This window comes from bacterium (genome assembly GCA_008933615.1).
Classification (GTDB): domain Bacteria; phylum CLD3; class CLD3; order SB21; family SB21; genus SB21.
Window position 1 is genome coordinate 19,752 of sequence record WBUR01000009.1, and the last position, 21,452, is coordinate 41,203.

17 protein-coding genes are annotated in these 21,452 nt (G+C 44.0%); 7 read left to right on the forward strand and 10 right to left on the reverse strand.

Annotated features, from left to right (window positions below; translation table 11 throughout):
- The 5 genes from F9K33_04770 to fsa all read right to left on the reverse strand — a co-directional run bounded on the left by F9K33_04770 (nucleotide 1) and on the right by fsa (nucleotide 5,363).
- Nucleotides 1–468, reverse strand: a complete 468-nt coding sequence (locus tag F9K33_04770; GenBank protein KAB2880492.1) for a cyclic nucleotide-binding domain-containing protein — start codon at nucleotides 466–468, stop codon at nucleotides 1–3.
- Nucleotides 469–558: 90 nt separating this feature from the next.
- Nucleotides 559–1,713: a sulfite reductase subunit A gene (locus F9K33_04775; GenBank protein KAB2880493.1), complete on the reverse strand. Its 1,155-nt coding sequence runs from the start codon at nucleotides 1,711–1,713 to the stop codon at nucleotides 559–561.
- Between the two features lie 25 nt (nucleotides 1,714–1,738).
- Nucleotides 1,739–3,049 (reverse strand): acetyl-CoA hydrolase/transferase family protein, encoded by a 1,311-nt coding sequence (locus tag F9K33_04780; GenBank protein KAB2880494.1) that lies wholly within the window; start codon nucleotides 3,047–3,049, stop codon nucleotides 1,739–1,741.
- Nucleotides 3,050–3,345: 296 nt separating this feature from the next.
- Nucleotides 3,346–4,443 (reverse strand): trypsin-like serine protease, encoded by a 1,098-nt coding sequence (locus F9K33_04785; protein ID KAB2880495.1) that lies wholly within the window; start codon nucleotides 4,441–4,443, stop codon nucleotides 3,346–3,348.
- Nucleotides 4,444–4,709: 266 nt separating this feature from the next.
- Nucleotides 4,710–5,363, reverse strand: coding sequence for a fructose-6-phosphate aldolase (gene fsa, locus F9K33_04790; GenBank protein KAB2880496.1), 654 nt, complete (start codon nucleotides 5,361–5,363; stop codon nucleotides 4,710–4,712).
- Nucleotides 5,364–5,559: 196 nt separating this feature from the next.
- Between fsa and uvrB the strand changes: the two genes are divergently transcribed.
- The 5 genes from uvrB (at nucleotide 5,560) to F9K33_04815 (ending at nucleotide 10,679) form a co-directional block, all read left to right on the forward strand.
- Nucleotides 5,560–7,575 carry an excinuclease ABC subunit UvrB gene (gene uvrB, locus F9K33_04795; protein ID KAB2880497.1) on the forward strand — a complete coding sequence of 672 codons (2,016 nt, stop codon included), beginning with the start codon at nucleotides 5,560–5,562 and terminating at the stop codon, nucleotides 7,573–7,575.
- A 61-nt stretch (nucleotides 7,576–7,636) separates the two neighbouring features.
- A complete protein-coding gene (locus tag F9K33_04800; protein ID KAB2880498.1) occupies nucleotides 7,637–8,446 on the forward strand; it encodes a tetratricopeptide repeat protein in 810 nt (269 codons plus the stop codon).
- Nucleotides 8,447–8,510: 64 nt separating this feature from the next.
- Entirely contained in the window at nucleotides 8,511–9,095 is a 585-nt protein-coding gene (locus F9K33_04805; protein KAB2880499.1) for a sigma-70 family RNA polymerase sigma factor, read from the forward strand.
- Between the two features lie 43 nt (nucleotides 9,096–9,138).
- Complete coding sequence (locus tag F9K33_04810; GenBank protein KAB2880500.1) at nucleotides 9,139–10,068, forward strand: hypothetical protein; 930 nt, start codon at nucleotides 9,139–9,141, stop codon at nucleotides 10,066–10,068.
- Nucleotides 10,068–10,679, forward strand: coding sequence for a molybdenum cofactor guanylyltransferase (locus F9K33_04815; protein ID KAB2880501.1), 612 nt, complete (start codon nucleotides 10,068–10,070; stop codon nucleotides 10,677–10,679). Before F9K33_04810 ends, F9K33_04815 begins: the two co-directional genes overlap by 1 nt.
- Before the next feature lie 46 nt (nucleotides 10,680–10,725).
- Here the strand turns inward: F9K33_04815 and F9K33_04820 are convergent, their stop codons facing one another.
- The 5 genes from F9K33_04820 to F9K33_04840 all read right to left on the reverse strand — a co-directional run bounded on the left by F9K33_04820 (nucleotide 10,726) and on the right by F9K33_04840 (nucleotide 17,637).
- A complete protein-coding gene (locus F9K33_04820) occupies nucleotides 10,726–11,586 on the reverse strand; it encodes a hypothetical protein (protein ID KAB2880502.1) in 861 nt (286 codons plus the stop codon).
- A gap of 153 nt (nucleotides 11,587–11,739) precedes the next feature.
- A complete protein-coding gene (locus F9K33_04825; GenBank protein KAB2880503.1) occupies nucleotides 11,740–13,536 on the reverse strand; it encodes an ABC transporter ATP-binding protein in 1,797 nt (598 codons plus the stop codon).
- A gap of 9 nt (nucleotides 13,537–13,545) precedes the next feature.
- The gene (locus F9K33_04830) at nucleotides 13,546–14,133 is read right to left on the reverse strand and encodes a nicotinate-nucleotide adenylyltransferase (GenBank protein KAB2880504.1); all 588 of its coding nucleotides are present in this window, start codon (nucleotides 14,131–14,133) and stop codon (nucleotides 13,546–13,548) included.
- A 31-nt stretch (nucleotides 14,134–14,164) separates the two neighbouring features.
- Nucleotides 14,165–15,016: an outer membrane protein assembly factor BamD gene (bamD, locus tag F9K33_04835; protein ID KAB2880505.1), complete on the reverse strand. Its 852-nt coding sequence runs from the start codon at nucleotides 15,014–15,016 to the stop codon at nucleotides 14,165–14,167.
- 41 nt (nucleotides 15,017–15,057) lie between these two features.
- The gene (locus F9K33_04840; protein ID KAB2880506.1) at nucleotides 15,058–17,637 is read right to left on the reverse strand and encodes a hypothetical protein; all 2,580 of its coding nucleotides are present in this window, start codon (nucleotides 17,635–17,637) and stop codon (nucleotides 15,058–15,060) included.
- 172 nt (nucleotides 17,638–17,809) lie between these two features.
- Between F9K33_04840 and F9K33_04845 the strand changes: the two genes are divergently transcribed.
- Together F9K33_04845 and purL are read left to right on the forward strand one after the other, a co-directional pair.
- Nucleotides 17,810–19,081, forward strand: a complete 1,272-nt coding sequence (locus F9K33_04845; protein KAB2880507.1) for an HlyC/CorC family transporter — start codon at nucleotides 17,810–17,812, stop codon at nucleotides 19,079–19,081.
- Between the two features lie 78 nt (nucleotides 19,082–19,159).
- On the forward strand, nucleotides 19,160–21,415 hold the full coding sequence (purL, locus tag F9K33_04850; GenBank protein KAB2880508.1) for a phosphoribosylformylglycinamidine synthase subunit PurL: 2,256 nt from the start codon (nucleotides 19,160–19,162) through the stop codon (nucleotides 21,413–21,415).
- The last annotated feature ends 37 nt before the right edge of the window (nucleotides 21,416–21,452 follow it).

Here is a 21,452-nt window from a genome sequence, read left to right on the forward strand (position 1 = left end):
TTACCAATCCGCTTTTGCTCCATACACATCCATTAACTGTAAACGGGTTGCCTGGAGGCGTGAAGAGAGAACCGTAAAGAAACGTTTGAGCAATTGATATCCCATTTCATGATTGTCTTCGCATTTTTTTCTCAAACATTCCCCATCCAAGGCTATCGCCCGTGTCGGTTCTACGACGCGCGCATCGAAGTGCCAGTAGTACGGCGGCACCAACCAGGACCAGCCAAGCACGTCGCCCGCTTCTAAAGTTTCGATGACCACATGACCCCGTCCGGGAACAAAAATCTCGACTGCAACTTTGCCCTGACGAATCAGATACACTTTTCTTGCTTCTTCGCTCTCGTGAAAAATAAACTGCTCGGTGTCATACCGAACGTTCGACGCGCAGCCGACGATAACAGGCAATAATTCATCCGGAAAGTCGGACAGGAATCCATGTTCTTTCAATACCGATTCTAGATTTTCCATTTTTTCTCCCGTTTAAGTAGTGCACTTACTTAAGTACGGTTAATGATTCTGTTTATTAAAAATAAATCGGAACTTCTCATGTCCGATATTCTAAAGTTCATCTTCTACGGCAACGTGCTTTTCTCCCTGCCGGATCGTTGCCGCTTCTTCCGTTAAATCAATTCCCACGGGGCACCACGTAATACAGCGGCCGCAGCCGGTGCATCCGAAGGAGCCGAACTGATCAACCCAATTAGATAACTTATGCGTCATCCATTGGCGGTAACGTGATTTAGCAGAATTGCGGATACTGCCGCCGTGGATGTATGAAAAACGAACCGTAAAGCAGGAATCCCATTTGCGCCAGCGCTCCGCATGATCGCCGCTCAGGTCTGTTACGTCCTCAACGTTGGTGCAAAAGCAGGTCGGACAAACCATGGTGCAATTAGCGCAGCTCAGACAGCGTTTTCCGATGCTGTCCCAGATGCGATTCTCCAGATTTCGGTTCAACATATGCTTCAAATCCGTCGTATCCAAAATTTTGGTAATTTGAGATTCTGTCTTCACAACAACTTGTTCTGCCTGTTGAACCTGCTCTTCGTTCGCCGACGTATTTGACACCTCGTGTAAAATTTCTACGCCGAGATCCGAGCCCGTCTCCGCAACGAAGAAATGATGTGTGCCGTCAATAATCTCCGTCAACGCAATGTCAAAATGATTGGCCGCTTTCGGGCCGGTATTCATCGACGCGCAGAAACAATTGTGCCCTGCCACGCTACAATTGACTGCAACAATAAAAGCGCGTTCTCTTTTTTGCACGTAAGCAGCATCCTGAAAATCTTTGCCATAAAAAACTTTGTCTTGTATCGCGATGGCATGCAGTTCACATGCTCGTACGCCGATAAATGCAAATTTCAACGGTTCCGTCTTATCTTCCTCAACGTCAAACTCTTTGCCGTTACGTTTTGCCGACCAGAATTTAACCGCCGGACTGTGCAGATAAGTCTTCCATGACGTCGGAGTGATAACGTAACCAAACCATGCATCATCATTTCGTTTTTTCAAACGATAGGTACCAGCGCCCTGCTCATCCGTCCATCCGACAGGCAGTTGATCGATCGATGAAATTTCATCGAGAATAATGGCTTGATCTTTTAAAGTAGGGCCGATCGTAGTGTAACCGTGTCGGAGTAAGACGTCAAAAAGTTTCTGTAGTTCTTTACTGTCAATAACGAGTTTGTCTTTACCGGGATTAAATTGCCGCATATCCGCTCCTCGCTGCACGAGGGCTTCAGTGAACGAAGAAATTGTACTTCAGCCTTTCATGCGCAGCTTTTGCTAATTCTTCTCTGAAACTGGGGTGAGCGATAGCGATCAGCGCTTCCGCTCTCTCTCTTAAATTTTTTCCATGTAAGTACGCGACGCCGAATTCCGTCACTACATAATGCACATCCGCCCGCGTGGTCACGACACCCGCGCCGGACTTTAGAATGGGGGCGATACGTGAGGTTTTTCCGCCTTGTGCAGTTGACGGCAACGCAATGACCGGCTTTCCGCCTTTGGCGTAGGCCGCGCCGCGAATAAAATCAACCTGTCCGCCGAAACCGGAAAATATTTTTGTCCCTATAGAATCGGAACATACTTGCCCGGTCAAATCTACTTCGATGGCGGAATTCACCGCAACTATATTCTCATTACGTGAAATGATAAAAGGATCGTTAGTGTAATCCGATGGATGAAACTCGAACATCGGGTTATTGTGTATATAATCGTAAAGAGCACGGCTTCCGAGCGCAAACGTTCCAACAACTTTGCCGGGATGTAATGTCTTTTGCGAACCGTTGATAATGCCCGATTCGATAGCCTGCATCACGCCGTCAGAAACCATTTCCGTGTGAATGCCCAGATTTTTCCGGTCATACAAGAATGATAAAACGGAATCGGGAATTCCTCCGATGCCTAATTGCAGCGTGGTGCCGTCGTCAACCAACTGCGCTACATGCTGTCCGATCCTCCGTTCAATGTCGGTAGGCTGCGCTCTCTCGAGTTCCGGTATATCTTCAGAAACCTCAACGATCTTGGTTACTTTTGAAACGTGAATGAAACAATCGCCTAAAGTTCGCGGCATTTTTTCATTCGCCTGCGCCAGAATAATTTTTGCTGCTTTCAATGCCGCCATGGTCGCCAATGTTTCCACGCCTAAACTCATAAAACCATGTTCGTCCGGAAGGGTGGTTTGAATGATCGCCACATCTAAATGTTTTTGACCGGATGAAAAAAGCCATGGAATTTCATGAAGAAAGACGGGAATGTAATCTGCGCGGCCGTCATTAACCGCTTCGCGGTCTGCCGGGCCCACGAACAGCGAGTTGTGTCTGAAGTGCCCCGCCATTTCCGGTTTCGACAACGGATCATTACCGATCAGTAAAACATGCGTCACTTCGACATCGGTGAGTTCGTCCTTACGATCGGCAAGAGCGTTTAGCAAAACGTACGAAGTTGCCGCATTGCCGCTTGTAAATATCTTATCGCCGGGCTTGATAATTGAAACGGCTTCCTGCGCTGTCGTACTTTTCCTCTTAAATTCTTCAGTCCATTTCATTCCAATTACTCTCCGGTTATTATTTTATTTAAAATAGTTCTAAATCGTTTTCTTACCTGCCTTAATGTAATATAAATAAACGCAAAGTGTTAAGACATGGGTCAGGTTTAAACATGATTTTTATCAGGAAATGGACGTATTAAATGACAAAAAAGAGGGTTGGATGGGCATTTAGAAGAAAATAGTGTAGAAATATGCTACAAGGCTGGAAAAAGGGGGTTTTTCTTACTCAATCTGAAAAAAAATGCAGAGCTTATACAGGAATGTTAAGAAAATAGAAATATATAGATCAAATCTTATGCTTTTGCCAATATCAGTTTGAGTGTAAATTTCTTCTTCTCACGAACGACCTCCAAATTCACCGAATCCCCTATCCGAAGATCATCACCCAATATGATCTTACGGAAGTCATATTCATTATTCACATTTTGTCCGTTGATTCTTGTGATCACATCGCTTACACGCAACCCTGCCGACTCGGCCGGGCCTGCTTTCTCCACTTCAGAAACAACGAGTCCTTTCACTTCATCAAGACCCAGGTATTTGGCGATCATACGATCCACGGACTGATATTTAAATCCCATAGTAAAAGATCGATCCACCATACCCTTTTGTTTTAGTTCGGGAAGAATCTTTGCAACACGATTAATTGGAATGGCAAAACCGATCCCGATATTGGTCTTGGCGGCGCCGCTTCCGCTGTAGATGAACGTATTAATGCCAACCACTTCTCCGGCGGAATTTACCAAAGGGCCACCGCTGTTGCCGCCGTTTATCGCCGCATCGGTCTGAATCATGTTTTGATAGGAGTGGTTGCCGTCGATCAGCCCAAAATCACGTTTGGTTGCGCTGATTACTCCAACAGTCACGGTCGGTTGATTATTGATATCAAACAGCCCGAACGGATTTCCCAACGCGATCGCCCATTCGCCGATGATCAGATCTTCCGAATCGGCAAAGGTGATATATTTTAATTTGCGGTCCGGCGTGATCTTCAAAACGGCAACGTCCACGGTTTTGTCCATACCGATGATTTTCGCGGGATATTTCGAGCCGTCAGTCAATGTTACGATTACCTCAACCGCGCCATTCACCACGTGCTCATTGGTCAAAATATACCCGTCATCCGAAATAAGAAACCCGGAACCGAGCCCTTTAACTTTGTCGTAATATTTTTGTTTTGGAAAAAACTGGCTGAAAAATTCGTCGTTAATGAATGGATTAGAATACGTGTATTCCTGAATTGAAACCACATTAATTCCAACGATGGCCGGAACAACTTTTTTAATGGCGCGCGTCAGCGCATTTTGCCGGGATGACAGGATATCATCTTGCGCTAGTAAAGATGATAGTGAGACAAAAATAATCAGGGATATTCCAAATATTCTATGCATGTTAATACCGCTTTATGATATAATTTTTCATTTAATTACGCCAGGCGAAGCTAAAAGTTACAAATCCCTGCACAAAATAGTGCAGGGATCGTAATATTCCAGTTTTCTAAAATAAGGCGCTTATTGAACCCATGTAGTGGTATCCCGCAAATCTCGCAAATTTACGCAAATAAAACTTCTGTGTGAGTCTGCGAAATTAGCGGAAAATGTATTCATAGTGTATTCCTTGCAATCCACCTATGATACAATTTCAAGTTACGACGAATTTATTTCCCCTTATTCATTTTTTCCCAATCTTCTAAAAATTTCTTCAGACCGAGATCCGTCAAAGGATGATGAATCAACTGTTCGATCACTTTGAGGGGCATCGTGCATACATGCGCGCCGATCTGGCAAGCTTCCACCACGTGCATGGGATGGCGCACGCTCGCAACCAGCACTTGGGTTTTATAACCGTAGTTATCATACATATTACATATCTCATCAATCAATTGCATTCCGTTGGTGCTGATGTCGTCGAGACGGCCAACAAACGGGCTAACAAAGGTTGCGCCTGCTTTAGCGGCAAGCAACGCTTGATTTGGCGAAAAACACAATGTCACATTGGTCTTAATTCCTTCGGAAGTAAAAATCTTACAAGCCTGCAAACCGGCCTTGATCAATGGAAGTTTCACTGTGATATTCTTATGAAGCTTAGCAAGTTCATGCCCTTCCTTTAGCATGCCGTCCAGATCCGTACTCACCACTTCCGCAGAGATCGGACCGTCAACCACTTTACATATTTCTTTGAGTAATTCGACGAAGTTGACATTTTTTTCTCTCGCAACAAGCGACGGGTTCGTAGTTACGCCGTCCAAAACGCCTAATGACGCTGCCTCCTTGATTTCATCCAAATTTGCCGTGTCGATGAAAAATTTCATGGGTTCTCCTTTATTATAAAAGTTGAGTAAAAAATGTGGACGTTTTTGATAGTGTCAAAATTACACGAAAGTCATATGTAATGCAAGGGAATCTTTAATCTTCATAATTACATTTGATAATGAATCAAAAAAAATTGTATCTTATTTTTAATTACAATTAACCTCTGAATCTTCAAACTCTGATGTGATCTTCGCTATGAAACAAAACCTGGCGCAATTTAAACTCGTATCCGATTTTGTTCTGCAGGGCGATCAAAAAGCCGCTGTCGCGCAATTGATCGATGGAATTCATCGCGGCGCTAAGTATCAAACTCTGCTCGGCGTTACAGGTTCGGGAAAGACCTATACGATGGCTAATGTGATCGAGCAGATCGGTAAACCAACCTTGCTGTTGTCACACAATAAAACGCTGGCAGCGCAGTTATACGGCGAACTTAAACAGTTTTTCCCTGAAAATGCAGTCGAATATTTTATCAGTTACTACGATTATTATCAGCCCGAAGCTTATGTTCCATCCAGCGATACCTTCATCGAAAAAGACATGTCGATCAATGATGAGATCGAAAAATTGCGTTTGCGCGCTACGAGTTCTCTCCTCGAACGCCGGGATGTGATCATCGTGGCATCGGTCAGTTGTATCTACGGTATCGGCTCTCCTCAGGATTATAAGGATCTATATGTGTTTGTCGAAAAAGGCCAGCAGATCGAACGTAATACGATTCTCGAACGTCTCGTGGCTATGCAGTACAACCGCAACGATATGGATTTTAAACGAAGCACATTTCGCGTGCGCGGGGATGTGATCGATGTGTATCCGGCGTATGAAGATTATTTTGTTCGTATTGAAATGTTCGGCAATGAGATCGACCAGATTACCTATCTGGAGCCGGTTTCCAATAAGGTCATTCGTAAACCGCAGACGGCGGTTATTTTTCCGGCTACGCATTTTGTTACAACCGAGGCCAAAATGCATCAAGGCATACTGCGAATTCAAAAAGAACTGGAAGAGCGTTTGGCGCTATTCCGTTCGCAGGGAAAATTGCTCGAAGCGCAGCGCATCGAACAGCGAACAAAATACGACATAGAGATGATGCTGGAATTGGGTTATTGTTCCGGCATCGAAAATTACTCACGCCACATCGACGGACGCGGCGAAGGCGAGCGGCCGCATTGCCTAATGGATTATTTCCCGAAGGATTTTCTGATGATCATCGACGAATCGCACGTAACGCTTCCGCAGGTTCGCGCCATGTATAACGGCGACCGCGCGCGTAAAACAACGCTGGTCGATTACGGATTTCGTCTCCCGTCGGCCCTGGATAATCGTCCGTTGAAATTCGAAGAATTCGAAAAAATGTTAAGTCAGGTTGTTTTTGTCAGCGCGACGCCTTCGGCATTTGAACTCGAAAAAAGTGAAGGCGTTATTATCGAACAAATTATTCGCCCGACCGGCCTGCTCGACCCCATTATCGAAGTGCGTCCGGTCAAAAATCAAATTGACGATCTGATCCATGAGATCCGCGAATGCGCTGCGAAATCGGAACGTGTGCTCGTGACTACTTTAACCAAACGCATGGCGGAAGACCTGACGGAATATCTTTCAAATTTGAAGATTCGCGTCCGTTATATGCACTCGGAAATCGACTCGCTGGAGCGTGTAAATATTCTGCGCGATCTCCGTCTGCATGCGTTTGATGTGCTCGTGGGGATCAATCTTCTTCGTGAGGGTTTGGATCTGCCCGAAGTATCGCTCGTAGCCATTATCGATGCCGACAAAGAAGGTTTCCTGCGAAGCGAAAGATCGCTCATGCAAACAGCCGGGCGCGCAGCAAGGCATGTTAACGGCAAAGTTATATTCTATGCGGACAAAATTACCGATTCGATGAAAGCGGTCATCGATGAAACGAACCGACGCCGTGAACTTCAGATCGGACATAATGTCGAACATAATATTACGCCGACGAGTATTTCAAAAACCCGGGAAGAGATCATGCGGGCAACATCCGTTGCCGACTATTTCCTTTATAATGAAGAGCAGGAGCAGAACAGATTGGCGGCAGAAAAATTGCCCGATTATGACGCTATGTTGTCAGGGGAGGACAAAAAAACTCTTATTCAGAAATTAAAAGCAGAAATGCTCGACGCGGTAAAAAAGTTGGAGTTCGAACGCGCAGCTAATTTGAGAGATCAGATCGCAAGGATAGAATCTTAGAGCTTTTGAAACCGCCATTTTTCTTGCGATTATATAATGTGTTGGCTATATTTTCAACCGTATGACAATAATGAATGTCCCGATAACTTTGTTCTTTCTCAGTTTTGTTTTGTTGTCCGGTTGCGGCGGATGCGGTAAAAACGAAAAGCTTGAAAAGGCGGCGCCATTATTCCAAAAAGGTTTGTCGCTAGAGCGCGACGGACAATATTCTTCCGCGGCGGAACAGTATCAACTAGCCATTGCAGCCTATCCGGAATATCGCGATGCCTTTTTTCAAATGGGAAATTTATACGAAAAAATGGGTTTAGCGGATAAAGCGCGCGATGAATATAGGAAGGTTATTGAACTGGATCCCGACTACCCGCAGGTTTATAATAATCTCGGCAATGTCTCCGGGCAACTTGGCGAACTGGATGCCGCCATTACCGCCTACGAAAAGGCCGTTGAACTGGATAAATCATTGGCGAGCGCGCATTATAATTTAGGCCAGGCGTACGTCTTGAAACGTGATTTTTCGAAAGCGGAAATGGAATTGAAATATGCCTATGAACTTGTTCCGCACGACTCGAAATACGCTCTCGCTCTTGGAATGCTCTATGCCACGCAGCAGAAATTGAGCGATGCCATGGTCTATCTGCAACGATCCGTTACTATTGACAGCACCAATGCGCAGGCTTATTATCAACTGGCAATGGCTTATAAAAATAATAAACAATACGACGAGGCCGCTAAGTTTCTTGAAAAATATTTGACGTTGATAACTGATTTTCAGGAACAAAACATCATACGCGGAAAAATTAGAGAAATTAATCTGCTCAAAGCGCGTGAGAAACTCGCTAATTCTCAAAAACGGGGCGTCATTATGCCGTAATATTGATTATTTTTCATTTACTTGTTAACAAAAAAAGCATGTATAACTAATTTGATATGGATTCATGAAACCTGCAACGCCTTCTTACGAAAACGCAACTGTAGAATCGGATCAAAGGATCATTGAACGCATCCGCCTGGGAGATGAAAAAGCGCTGGCCGAACTTTATCGAAACAACATCGTGATGGTTCGGAAATATGTCATGGACAACAGCGGACGCGACGACGACGCGAAGGATATGCTTCAGGATGCTCTGGTCGTTCTTTGGGAAAATGTAATGCACGGCGACTTTGACCTGACTTCAAAGATCAGCACCTATATTTATTCCGTAGTTAGGAATAAATGGCTGCGCGAGATCAATAAGCGGAAGGTCGGCAAAATCACTTCACTCGACAATTATGAAGTGGTGGAGGAACGTATCGATGCCCTGCGAAATATAATCCATAAGGAGGAATACCGGGTTATCCTCAAATGCATAGATCAAATGGGCGCAACCTGTAAGAAAGTTCTGACGATGTTTTATCTTGAAGAAAAAGGAATGGAAGAGATTGCCCGCGTTTTACACTTCAACAATACCGACGTTGCAAAAGCAAAGAAATGGCAGTGTAAAAAAGAACTCGAAAAAATTGTAAAAAAGCAATTCAAATAAGAACCAATTACCCTAAATAAGAATTTATAACGAAAAGATTTTCATGTTAACTGTAGAAGAAAGAAAATGGATTGAAGAAAATGATATCTTAGACCGATATGTTTTTGGCCGCCTCACGGAAGAGGAAGCTGCAAGATTCCAATTTCTGCTTGATCGCGATCCGTCATTTCTGGAAGAAATGGAATTCAATACCGCGATCATTGCCGCCATTCGTCATAAAGGCCGTTTGGACTTGAAACAGCGACTGCAGGAGGCTTTGAAAGAAGAAAGCGGCATGGAACTCCATGTATCCCAACATACCCCTGAATCACGACGAACTTTGCCTCTCTTAGTGAAGATCGCGGCTGCTCTTATTGCGCTGGTAGGCGGCTCCGTGATTACTTATCAACTTTTTTTCAATAAACCGGTCGAAGTTCCAATGGCTGAAAAAGAAATAAATGTTAAACGTGCGCCGGAGAAGATCGAAACACCGAAAGATGAACTGAAAGAACAAATCGCGCCGGACAAATCAAAAAAAGTAGCCGCCAAGAAAAGCACTTCCAAACAAAAGAGTGAAGAAAAACCGATGATCGCCGCAACTCCGCCGGAAAATCTGATGCAGAAACATAATCAAAAGTTTCGTGTGGAATCTTACATGATGCCGAAACCGAACGAGGTCAAAGCAACTTTGGTGAATACGGATCTAAAAACAGAACAGGAAACCATTATCTTGTTCAAGAATCCAACCGATCTCGTAGCTGTCAATATCAAGGAAGCTCATTCGGAAGAGAATGGCAAATTACTATGGTTCTTTGTTCTTTACGATAATCAGATTTTGAACGTGTATGTGGACAATTCCAAGTATCTGGCCTTATTCAAGAACGCTAAGCTGACCGCATCCGCTTCATCCCTTCAAATCGAAACAAAAGATGCGTCGTATCTCGTTGATCTTAAATCGGCTGACAAATTTAGAAAAGCAGTTATCAAACCTTAATGAAAAACATAAAGAAGCCGGGAGGAATCATACTTCTCGGCGGCAAGTCAAAAAGAATGGGAACAGACAAGTATCTGCTCCCATTTTTTAATTTAACTTTGGTCGAAAGACTCATCGCGGAACTTGAGAAAGCAGTACAAGAAGTAATTCTCATTACCAATGAACCGGAGAAATTAAACTTTCTGCCTCATAAAAAGTATCCAGATCACTATACAATTCCATGCGCTTTAACCGGTTTGCATGCGGGACTAAAGAATTCAAAATGTGAATTAAATTTCGTTTTGGCATGCGATCTCCCTTTATTTGACTCGAGAATGATTCCTTACTTAACCGAGCAATTGAGCAATGCGACCGTTGCCGTCCCAAAAACGTCAAAGGGATTTGAAGCGCTTTGCGCCGTGTATTCCAAAAAGAATCTGGCGGAAATTGAAAAGATGTTTTACGAAAAAAACTACGCTATTCATGATTTATTTGACAGGATTCCCACGGCAGTAGTTGCGGCTGATAAAATCGAAGCGCTTACACACCGGCATGTGTTTTTCAACATGAATACGCCTGCAGAATATGAAGAGGCTCAAAAAATATATGGAACCTTAAAGAAAAAGAGCTGACCCTTTCAGAGTATCAACTCTTTCTGATTTCAAATAGATACAATTACTACCGTATTTTGAATCCTACGCCTACATTAGCCGCCTTGTATTTTCCCAAATCAATATCCGCATTTAGATACATCAGGAGAAGGTTAATAGAAACGCCTCCATAGATTCTGGATTTATTTACGCCGTCGGCGCTGAATTTAACTTGTGCGCCGCCGTTCTGATCATATTTGATATCCATAGACGATGATTCGACAGCAAAGCCCCCGTAAAAATTGAATAAAAGCAAACTTTTGCTTGCGATGAGATGATATGAAGATGCGTTTGCGGAGAGATAACTGCCCACATCAACGCTCTGATAAGTAAAACCGGCTGCAATATCGAGAGGCAAAGGCACCGGAATCCATTGATTCAGATTATGTTTAACTCCAAATCCCAACATGCTCACTTTACCCATATCGCCTGCCTTAACCTTAGGCATAAACCTGACGATAACATCGGTCTTAAATGGAACTCCAACGACAAGCTGCGGCGCCACAAATGGAATAGAATTTATCCCCACTCCTGGAGGTATTACCGTTCCTCCGTAATTCGCTCCACGATCCTTATCACCAATGACCGTGGGCGCTGGCACCGGAGTGTACCCGGGAACAACCGGGGTATATTCTTTATCCTTGTTTGGCGCCATTGCAACCATTGCAACCACTCCAAATTCAAAACCCAAAACACTGTGTGTCTTGGCGGAATGAAAAAAACCGCTACTCATGTTCATTCCCACGCCGTTCACCAATGGCTGAATATACATTTTTCCATTGGTCTCATCCAATTCCTTAAGATTATCCAGTACTTTGCCTTGCGCATTTACGCTTGCAGTAAGAAATGCCAGCATCGTGACGAACTTCATCATTTTGAAAATGCTCATGTTCCTTCTCTCCTTAAATTTATTAGACTAGTGAAACCTGTATAAATATAATCAATAGGTGTGCTGTTTGCAATCTTCTAATCACGCTTTAGTTTAAGGTTTAATGTTAAATGTGTAATAATCGAACGCTAAAGACGAATTGAGAATACGGCATCATTGGTCCAATGTCTCCATTTCTTCTTCAAGTAATTGACGCTGATACATATCGGCATATACCCCGCCAAGTGACACCAGTTCCTCATGCGTGCCTTGTTCGATAATTTCCCCATCGGATAACGTGATGATCATATCGGCATATTTTACCGTTTGTATACGGTGACTCACGATCAGACAAGTGCGATTTTGCATCAGTTGTCGGAGATGGGATAAAATTTCGTCTTCGGTTCGCGTGTCCACACTCGACAGCGAATCATCGAGAATCAGTATTTTGGGATCGCACATTACGGCACGCGCAATAGCCAATCGCTGCTTCTGTCCGCCGGAGAGCGTTATGCCGCGCTCCCCGATGATCGTTTCGTATTTTTCGGGAAACTCCTCGATATTTGACCGTAACTGAGCAACCTCGGTCGCATGTTCAACCTGATTCATAACGGATTCATCGACGCCAAAAATCACATTATTCAGTATACTGTCTGAAAAAAGAAAATTGTCCTGTGGAACCATGCCGATATGACCGCGTAAGGTGGCGAGGGGAATCCGGTGTATTTCAATGCCATCGATAAATAGAGAATCTTTTGGAACTTCGAAGAGCCGCGGTATAAGGTTAACCAATGTGCTTTTTCCCGAACCCGTTTGGCCGACGACACCGACTATCGTTCCAGGCTCAATACTTAGATTGATATTTTTCAAAACCGTTCGTTGATCTTGATATGAAAAATTCATATTCCTGAATTCTATCTTACCTCTGAGTTTGGTCACGTGACTGACACCGGAATCGTCTTTGATTTTTGGCTGCGTTTCCAAAATCGCATTCATCCGAATCATCGAAGCGGACCCGCGTTGAAAAATACTCAACACCCAGCCCAGCGCAATGATCGGCCAGATCAACATCGCAAGATAAAAATTGAATGCAGCAAAGTGCCCGATAGTTATCTCCTGCAGCGCAATGAGCCTTCCACCAAACCACAGCAGCGTGGCTACGCTGAGCCCGATGGTCAGTATGACGCTTGACATCATGATCCCTCGCACCCTCACCATGTCCATATTCAACATTACGTATTCTTCACTCAACGAGCGAAACCGGCTGATCTCAAACATTTCCCTGACGTAAGATTTTATCACGCGAATACCGGAGAAGTTTTCCTGCGCCAACGAGCTGATATCGGATAATTTTTCCTGAACTTTCTGCGAACGAACGTGAATAAGTTTTGACAACCGGTTAATCGCAAAGGAAAGAACCAATAAAGGAATAAATACCGCTAACGTAAGCTTTGGGCTGATTTGAATCATAAGTGGAACGACAAAAACAAAAGATACGATCGTATTTGCCGTGTACATGATGCCGGGTCCGAGCACGTCGCGCACGTTGCTCAAATCGCTGATCATACGGTTCATCAAATCGCCGGTTTGAGTATTTTGGAAAAACTGAACATGAAGCTTCTGCAAATGTTTGAAAAAATCCCCGCGCAGATCGTATTCGATTTTCCGTGATGCAACGATAAGCGTTTGACGCATAGCGTATAAAAACACCGCATGCATCAATTCCATGATCACAAATAAGAAAATGTATAAAAAAAGAATTCGAACTCCCCAGTGATCAGATAAAAAAACGGCCAATTGGGCATAGACCGTTTTTTCTGCGCCCGGGATAGGCGGACGAAGCGCGTCAATAGCCTCATTCATGAAGGGCACGCTATGGGATTGGAAAAAATTCTTGAAAACGACAAAAATGAAGCCGAGAATGAAATAATATTTGTACTTTATAAAATAGGGCTTAAGCCGATTAAACATTCCGTGTCCTCAGTTCAATAAATATAATCTGTTTTCCGTAATGTATTGCTCAACTTTTTCCGGAACCATGCCGCCAATAAATTCGCCATGTGCTACGCGTGACCGGATATCGGATGAAGAGATTGAAACCAACGGCACTTCCAAAAAAACCGACCTGTCCAGAAATCGTGTTTCTGTCCGAGAAGCATCGGTATAGGATCGCGGGAACACAATGAATTGCGTCATCCCGAGCAGTCTGTCAGGATCTTTCCACGTCTGCAATGCTGCTAGCGAATCGGATCCGATGATGAGGTATATTTCCGAATCGGCGTATTTTTTTTTTAACTCATCCAAAGTCTTAACCGTGTAGGAAATGCCGCCCAACTTATGCTCAATATCATTGGATATAAAATGCGGATGGCCGGAAATAGCAAGATTCAGCATATTCCAACGGTGTTCGAATGAAATAATATTTTGATGAGGCTTATGCGGTGGATTTGCGGAGGGAATAAAAATAACCTGATCTATATCCGTTTTCTCCAAAACCGTTTCGGCAATGAAAAGATGCCCGTGATGAATCGGATTAAATGTTCCACCGAAAATGCCAAGTTTTGTCATGTCATCCCATTCATCATATGTTCTCAAAGGACTACGTTTTTTTCTTATTTTTTTCTTTTTCTTCTTTCTCTTTTATCTTATTCAACAAATTTCCGGCCTCCGTTACCAACTTTTTTTCCTGAGGATAATCGCTGATAAATTTGTTTAATATCAATGTCGCTTTTTGAAATTCGCCGATCTTAAAATTGCAATATCCTTTCCAGAATCTGGCCTGGCCGGCAAACGGTGAGTCATAATAGTCAATGATAACCTGATCGTAATACACGATAGCGGCTTCAAATTCACTGATTTTCCGGTAAATATTAGCGCTCTCAAAATGTTTTTTCGCCAGTTTCAGCTTGATCGTCGTATAGATCGAGTCGACCTCAGATTTCTTTTCACTCTTAGGATACAAATCCACAAAGTTTTGAACGGCCTCAACGGCTTCATAAGTAAATTTCTGGTCCAGAGCATACCCAGGAGACAATTCATTATAACAGATCACCAAATGATACATGGCGCGTTCAACAAATTCGCTGCGGGAGAAACTGGATACTAAACGGTCGTATTCGGAACTGGCAGATACATAATCCTTCTGGCGAAAGTAACATTCGGCCAAATAATATTGCGCATCATCGGCAATATCGGATCCGCTGAACTTATAAGTAATGAGTGAAAATTCATCCGCTGCTTTAACATAACTCTTCTTGTTAAAAAACTTCATCGCATACTCAAAATGCTCGCGCGACGTCATGTACTGCGTCACGTTTTTCTTACTGCAGGACATAAAAAGCAAACTGCATATGATTGTCAAAATAAACGAGAAAACTATTTTCCGGTACATAGGTTCCTTTATTTTTAAATTACTTTTTACCATAACTTTCACATCAAGCCGTAACTGCATCGTTGCAGGCCAGGACTGCTACTGTTGTATGAGCGAGTATATCAGTTTCCTGCTTTCGTCAACTCAAATGTATGTTTGAGAAAAATTTTGAATTTATCGGAATTAGCGAGGCGATCGTATTCTATTTTTACAATCGTCGACGGTTTCCTGTTCGTTGTAATCTGAAATTCCAAGCGCTTTAACTGGTCGTAATAACGATTTTGAAGCGTGTCAATATACGTTCTGTACTTGGCTTCATTTTTTTTGTCGGCCTTGAGCTGCTGGACCAGGCTGTCGACCACCGTACACGTTTTATCGATGTTATTGGACAATTCGGCCTTGAGGCTGTCCAGCGCGCTCTTATAGACTGCCCATTCTTTGGATACACTCGCGTCGGCATATTTCAAGGCTTTGGAAACGTATGTCTGGAAACGTTCGTCATTCATCAGATTTAAAAACTCCGAACGTACCAAAGGCGCCGATTTTTTTCCGCCTTCCAGACTGTCTTTATTATCCGTGATAGCAAAATAATCGTCGTCGCGAAGCTTCGTAATGACTTCCTCGTGCGTTGGATCTTTATCATCCGCCAATGCGCTTATCAACTTTCCAAAAAAACGGTGGTATTCTTCAATCAGCGGAACGACTTCCCGTTTTGCACGGATCTGCGTGTTTTCAAAATGCCGCCAGCCGATCGCATCCTGAATCAGCGCGAGGATCAGGTTGAGCGAACGCTGCAAATGACGCGGATATTCCGGACGATCCAGACGACGCGTTACGAGATAGGTTGAATAATTTTTTATATCCAACAGCGTTTCTTCAAAATTATCCTCTTCTTCCGCTTTGGTCAAGACCGATTCCGGTATGATATTTTTTTCAACCGCATCTTTTTCTATCATTTTGATCGAATCCATCTTGAACAACGCCTTGACTTTGGACTCAACATACTGGGCATTGAAATTATCTCCATCGCCCTGGCCCCGCGTAATTGTACCGGCTTTGACATAATCGCCGATGGCTATACTCAGCTCAATTTCGTTGATCAGATCCAATATTTTGAATACACCCTGCTGATCGAGCGCAATGTTTTCAGAATCAATTACCGCTTCCACCTGATTCATTGTCATAAAAGCGCGTTCGGCCTTGTTAAAAAAACCAAGTCGTTTACGTATCTCGTTTAATTCGCCGATTTTGCGACTTAATTCATATTCATCGATGTTCATATCCTTGGTCAATTTGGTCGAGTCGAGGCTGATGTGGTCGCTGGTCATTTGCAGCAGATCTATATTAATATCAAACCGGCTCATCAGGCGTGCCGACAGGTACCGTGATGCAAGCGCCGCTTTCTTAATATCAGGATCCTCCTCTTTCATTACCGCTTTGTCAATACATGGCAGTTCTTGTTTAAAATATTCTACAACACGCTGTTTTTCGTTTTTTTGTGTATCCAATTCACCGATGAGTTCCACGAATTCGTATACCTCTTTGATCTGAAAACCCTTTACTTTAAAAATCATCGACGTAAGGTATTGCGTTTCCTGCGCGATCTCGGTCAATTTGCCGGATTCATGCAAAGATTCATCCGGGTTATCAAGACGGCGCGCAAAAGAGATAGCGGCAATAGTTTGGTCGGCTATATTATCTGCAGCGAGAGTTTTCCGAATGGCGTCTTTGATCTCCACATCAAGCGGCGCAAAATTATCCTGAACCAATTTTTCTTCGTATTGTTCCAGCGCCACATCCACTTCCAATTCGTTGATCAACTGCAGCCATTCCAGCTTTTCAGTCTTGGAACCAAGTTCGATATTCAGCTCTCCCGACAGCGTGTCTTCAATAATATGATCGAGAATTCTGAACTGGCGGCGAATGTTGTTGGATTGCCCCAGACGGTTGATAATTATACCTTCCAGCGTCTCGTTGGGATACCCGTATTCGGCAAGCCGCATCTGCAATTTTGACAAAAGATATATATTGATCATATCCTTCATCGTTATCGACTCGCTCTTTCGCATCGTTTCATCGCGTTTCATGGCTTCCGCGAGCAGATTGACGATAAAAACACTTTTCATTTGTTCGTCGTTATTCAGTTCCATTTTATCAATGATCTGGATCAATTTGCATAACGTCTCCGTATCGCGAATCTTTTTTTCAAAAAGGTCTTTGAGTTCTTTAGATCGGCCGGATTTATCCGACCCGCCGCCGTCGGAAGCCGCTTTCTCAAGAATAATCGTGATGATTGCGTTTTCGACGGAACTATGATACAGTTCATTCAATTTGCCTTCAAATATCGGCGTTCCGAAATTCGAGGACTTATTAACAAGGAGGGACAACAGCATATTGATTACCGGCTCCGGAACGATTTTCTGTCCCAACATAACTTCCATTTTTGTAAGCGCGGCGATATCCTCGAGTTTGCTGACCAGTATGGTCTTTCCGCTCTTCGTCTTTTTGAGAATTTCTTCTTCGATCTTCTGAATGACGACGAGAAGTTCCGATTCTGAAAATGAAGCAATTTTAGACTGGAATTGCGTTACATGTTCCGGCATCAGCTTTCCCGGGAAAGCTGAGGATTGAACCAACGCCATAATTTTATCCAGGGCTATTTTCTGGTCATTATCGACTATCGGCGTACTGCGTGTGGCCATACGTTACCTGCAACGTAATGAACGTTATAAAATAACAACTTGACGAAAAATGTAACATAATCGGACGATCATATCAAGCAAATTAAATTGATTCACACTTGACTTTTCATGGCCGTTTGAATACTTTTGCACATTGATCATGACACCATCCGACCTCACAGCGCCATAATCCATGAATGCCATTTCATCTTTTGAAATAACTGTATTCTTTGCTCTTATATTTTTGTCCGGAATATTTTCCAGCATGGAAACAGCCATGCATTCACTTAGTGCCGTTTCTATAAAAGAAATACTGACCCGCGGCGGAACCCGTGCAAAACTCCTGGGTATTTGGTCGTCAAATCAGAATAAGTTTTTAACTACGATCTATGTCGGGAATAATATTTTAAATGTCGGCGCATCGGTGTTAGCCTCAAGCATAACGATTGATATCGCCAGATATCACGGATATCATGAGCCGTACGCCCTTGCCGCGGCGACCGGCGTTATCACGTTTATCCTGCTGCTTTTTGGAGAGGTAATACCCAAAGCTATCGCCCACCATCGCGCGGAAAAAGTTTTTCTCGTTCTCGCAGCGCCGGTCAATATAGCCCTGATTCTATTGCGTCCGTTAAGCGCCTTTTTTGTATGGATTTCGCGCATTATTATCAATGCATTCGGCGGAGCAGAGCAGGTGCGTAGCCTGGGCGTTACCGAAGACGAGATCAAGGCTATCATCGAAGCCGGTGAAATGGACGGCGCCATTGCGGAAGAAGAAAAGGACATGATTCACAGCGTGATTGAATTCGGCGACACGATCGTCAAGGAAATCATGGTACCGCGCGTTGATATGGTTTGTGTGGAAGTCGAAACTTCGATGGAGGAAATCCTGGAAATCATGGCATCCGAAAAACTCTCGCGACTGCCGGTGTATGAAAAGACTGTCGATACCGTTGTAGGAGTTTTACATATCAAGAACATCATGAACGCCTGGCGAAAAAATATTCAGGACATGTCCGCTATTGAATTTATTTCACTCCCCTATTTCGTTCCGGAGACCAAGAAAGTTGCCGAATTATTGAAAGAGTTTAAGACCAACCGGATGCAAATGGCGATCGTAGTGGATGAATACGGCGGTACGGAAGGCCTGGTTACCATGGAAGATCTGGTTGAGGAAATAGTAGGCGAGATCAAAGATGAATACGACGACAGTTCACCCATGATCAAAAAACAGGATGACGGTTCTTTTGTAATCGACTCCAAAGTTGAAATTCGCCAGATTAACGAACAATTCAACCTGAACATCCCATCGGATGAATTCAGCACCGTCGGCGGATTTGTTTTATGGATACTCAGACGTATGCCAAAAAAGAATGAAACGATACAATACGAACGGCTAAAATTTACGATAATTGAGGCGGATAGAAAACGCATTTACAAGGTAATGCTTCAGTTTTCAGAATGATTTTCGAATAAGGCTGTGTACTAATTTCTAGAGTTCAAGAATGTTCATGATCCGCCAAATTAATTTTCAAGAGGAAACATGCACGTATCACGATTAATAGAGTTGAACGATATTCATGAGCCTGTCATCAACTTGGATCTGGCAAAAGACCACGGCATCAATGACGAGGAGTACAAGAAAATACTGGAAATCCTCGGACGAACGCCGACGTTCACCGAACTCGGCATTTTCAGTGTAATGTGGAGCGAACACTGCAGCTACAAGAATTCCATCGCCGTACTTAAAACGCTTCCAAAGCAGGGCCCGCGTGTTTTAAAAGGCGCCGGCGAGGAAAACGCAGGGCTCATAGATATTGGCGACGGATTGGCTGTTGCGTTTAAAATTGAAAGCCATAACCATCCTTCCGCCATTGAGCCTTATCAAGGTGCGGCAACCGGCGTCGGCGGAATTTTACGCGATATTTTTACCATGGGCGCGCGACCTATTGCTGCGCTGAATTCTCTTCGGTTCGGAAGTTTGGAAAATCCCCGTGTAAAATATTTGTTTGCCAATGTTGTTAAAGGCATCGGCGATTACGGTAATTGTTTCGGCGTCCCAACCGTTGCCGGCGAAGTCTACTTTGAGGATTGTTACACGGATAACCCGTTGGTCAACGCAATGGCGGTAGGCATTGTTGAACACGGCCAAACAGCGAGCGCTATTGCTAAGGGCGAGGGTAACCCAGTCATGATCGTCGGGTCATCCACCGGCCGCGACGGGATTCACGGCGCAACCTTTGCCTCGGAAGAAATTTCCGAAGCATCTGAATCCAAAAGGCCCAACGTTCAGATCGGCGATCCATTTACTGAAAAGCTCTTGCTCGAAGCAACTTTGGAGGCCATTCAATCCGGACATCTGGTCGGCATTCAGGATATGGGAGCGGCCGGACTTACCTGCTCCAGCGCTGAAACGAGCGCTAAAGGCGAGTGCGGAATAGAAATTGAATTGTCGCTGGTTCCATTGCGCGAAGATCACATGACGCCGTATGAAATCATGTTATCTGAAAGCCAGGAACGAATGCTTTTGATAGTAAAAAAGGGATTTGAAAAACACATTCAGGAAATTTTTGAGAAGTGGGATCTTCATGCAGTAACGATTGGCCGTGTTACGAATGACCGTATGCTGCGCGTAAAATACCGTGGAAAAATATTCGCCGAAATTCCCTCGGATTCTCTAGTGCTCGGCGGCGGAGCGCCCGTATATCAAAGAGACGCCGTTCGACCGGCCTACTTGGACGTCGTATATGCTTTCAAACCGGAAAGCGTTCCTGAACCAAAAGACTATAACAACGTCTTAAAAAAACTTTTGAGTTCACCCAATATTGCAAGTAAAGAGTGGGTGTATGAGCAGTACGATTCGATGGTTCGCACCAATACGATGACGCTGCCCGGCAGCGATTCCGCCGTGATCCGTATCAAAGGTACGAACAAAGCGCTTGCGATGAAAACCGACTGCAACGGGCGTTACGTGTACCTGAATCCCCGCCGCGGCGGGCAGATCGCCGTTGCAGAATGCGCGCGGAATGTGGTCTGTTCAGGCGCTAAGCCCGCAGCTATTACCAATTGCCTCAATTTTGGCAACCCATACAAGCCGGAAAATTATTGGCAATTCAAAGAAGCTGTCGGCGGTATGAGCGACGCATGCAAAGTATTCGAAACCCCGGTCACCGGAGGCAATGTTAGTTTCTACAATGAGAGTCCGACAGCGGCCGTATATCCTACCCCCACTATCGGTATGCTTGGTATTATCGAAGATATGCATCATGTTACGACGTCGTGGTTCAAACAAGAAGGCGATTTTATTTTTCTGATTGGAAAGAACCTGGCCGAAATCGGTGGAAGCGAATATCTTAAAATTATTCATAACGCCGTAAATGGCGATGCGCCGCAGATCGATCTGGAATACGAAAAATCCGTACAGGCGTTCACCTATGATGCCATTGTTAAAGGGTTGATCCGATCTGCCCATGACGTTTCGGACGGCGGGCTGGCGGTAACGCTGGCTGAATGTTGTTTGCAAGAAAAGAAGAATCAAATTATCGGAGCAACGATTCGGCTGAAGGATACACTGCGTCCCGATTTTCTGCTGTTCGGAGAAACCCAATCACGAATCGTTGTTTCGGCTTCACCTGCTCACTCTAAATCATTTACGGAATTGGCTCAGTCTCAAGGAATGGATATATCGGAGATTGGTACCGTTGGAGGAAAAGAACTCGTCATCAACAACTGGATTTCTATGAAAGTTGCCGAAATAGAAAAACATTATCGCTATTCAATAAAAAACATTATGAGCTGATTACATTTGACTTTACTAATTCCGTGAAACATCGTGT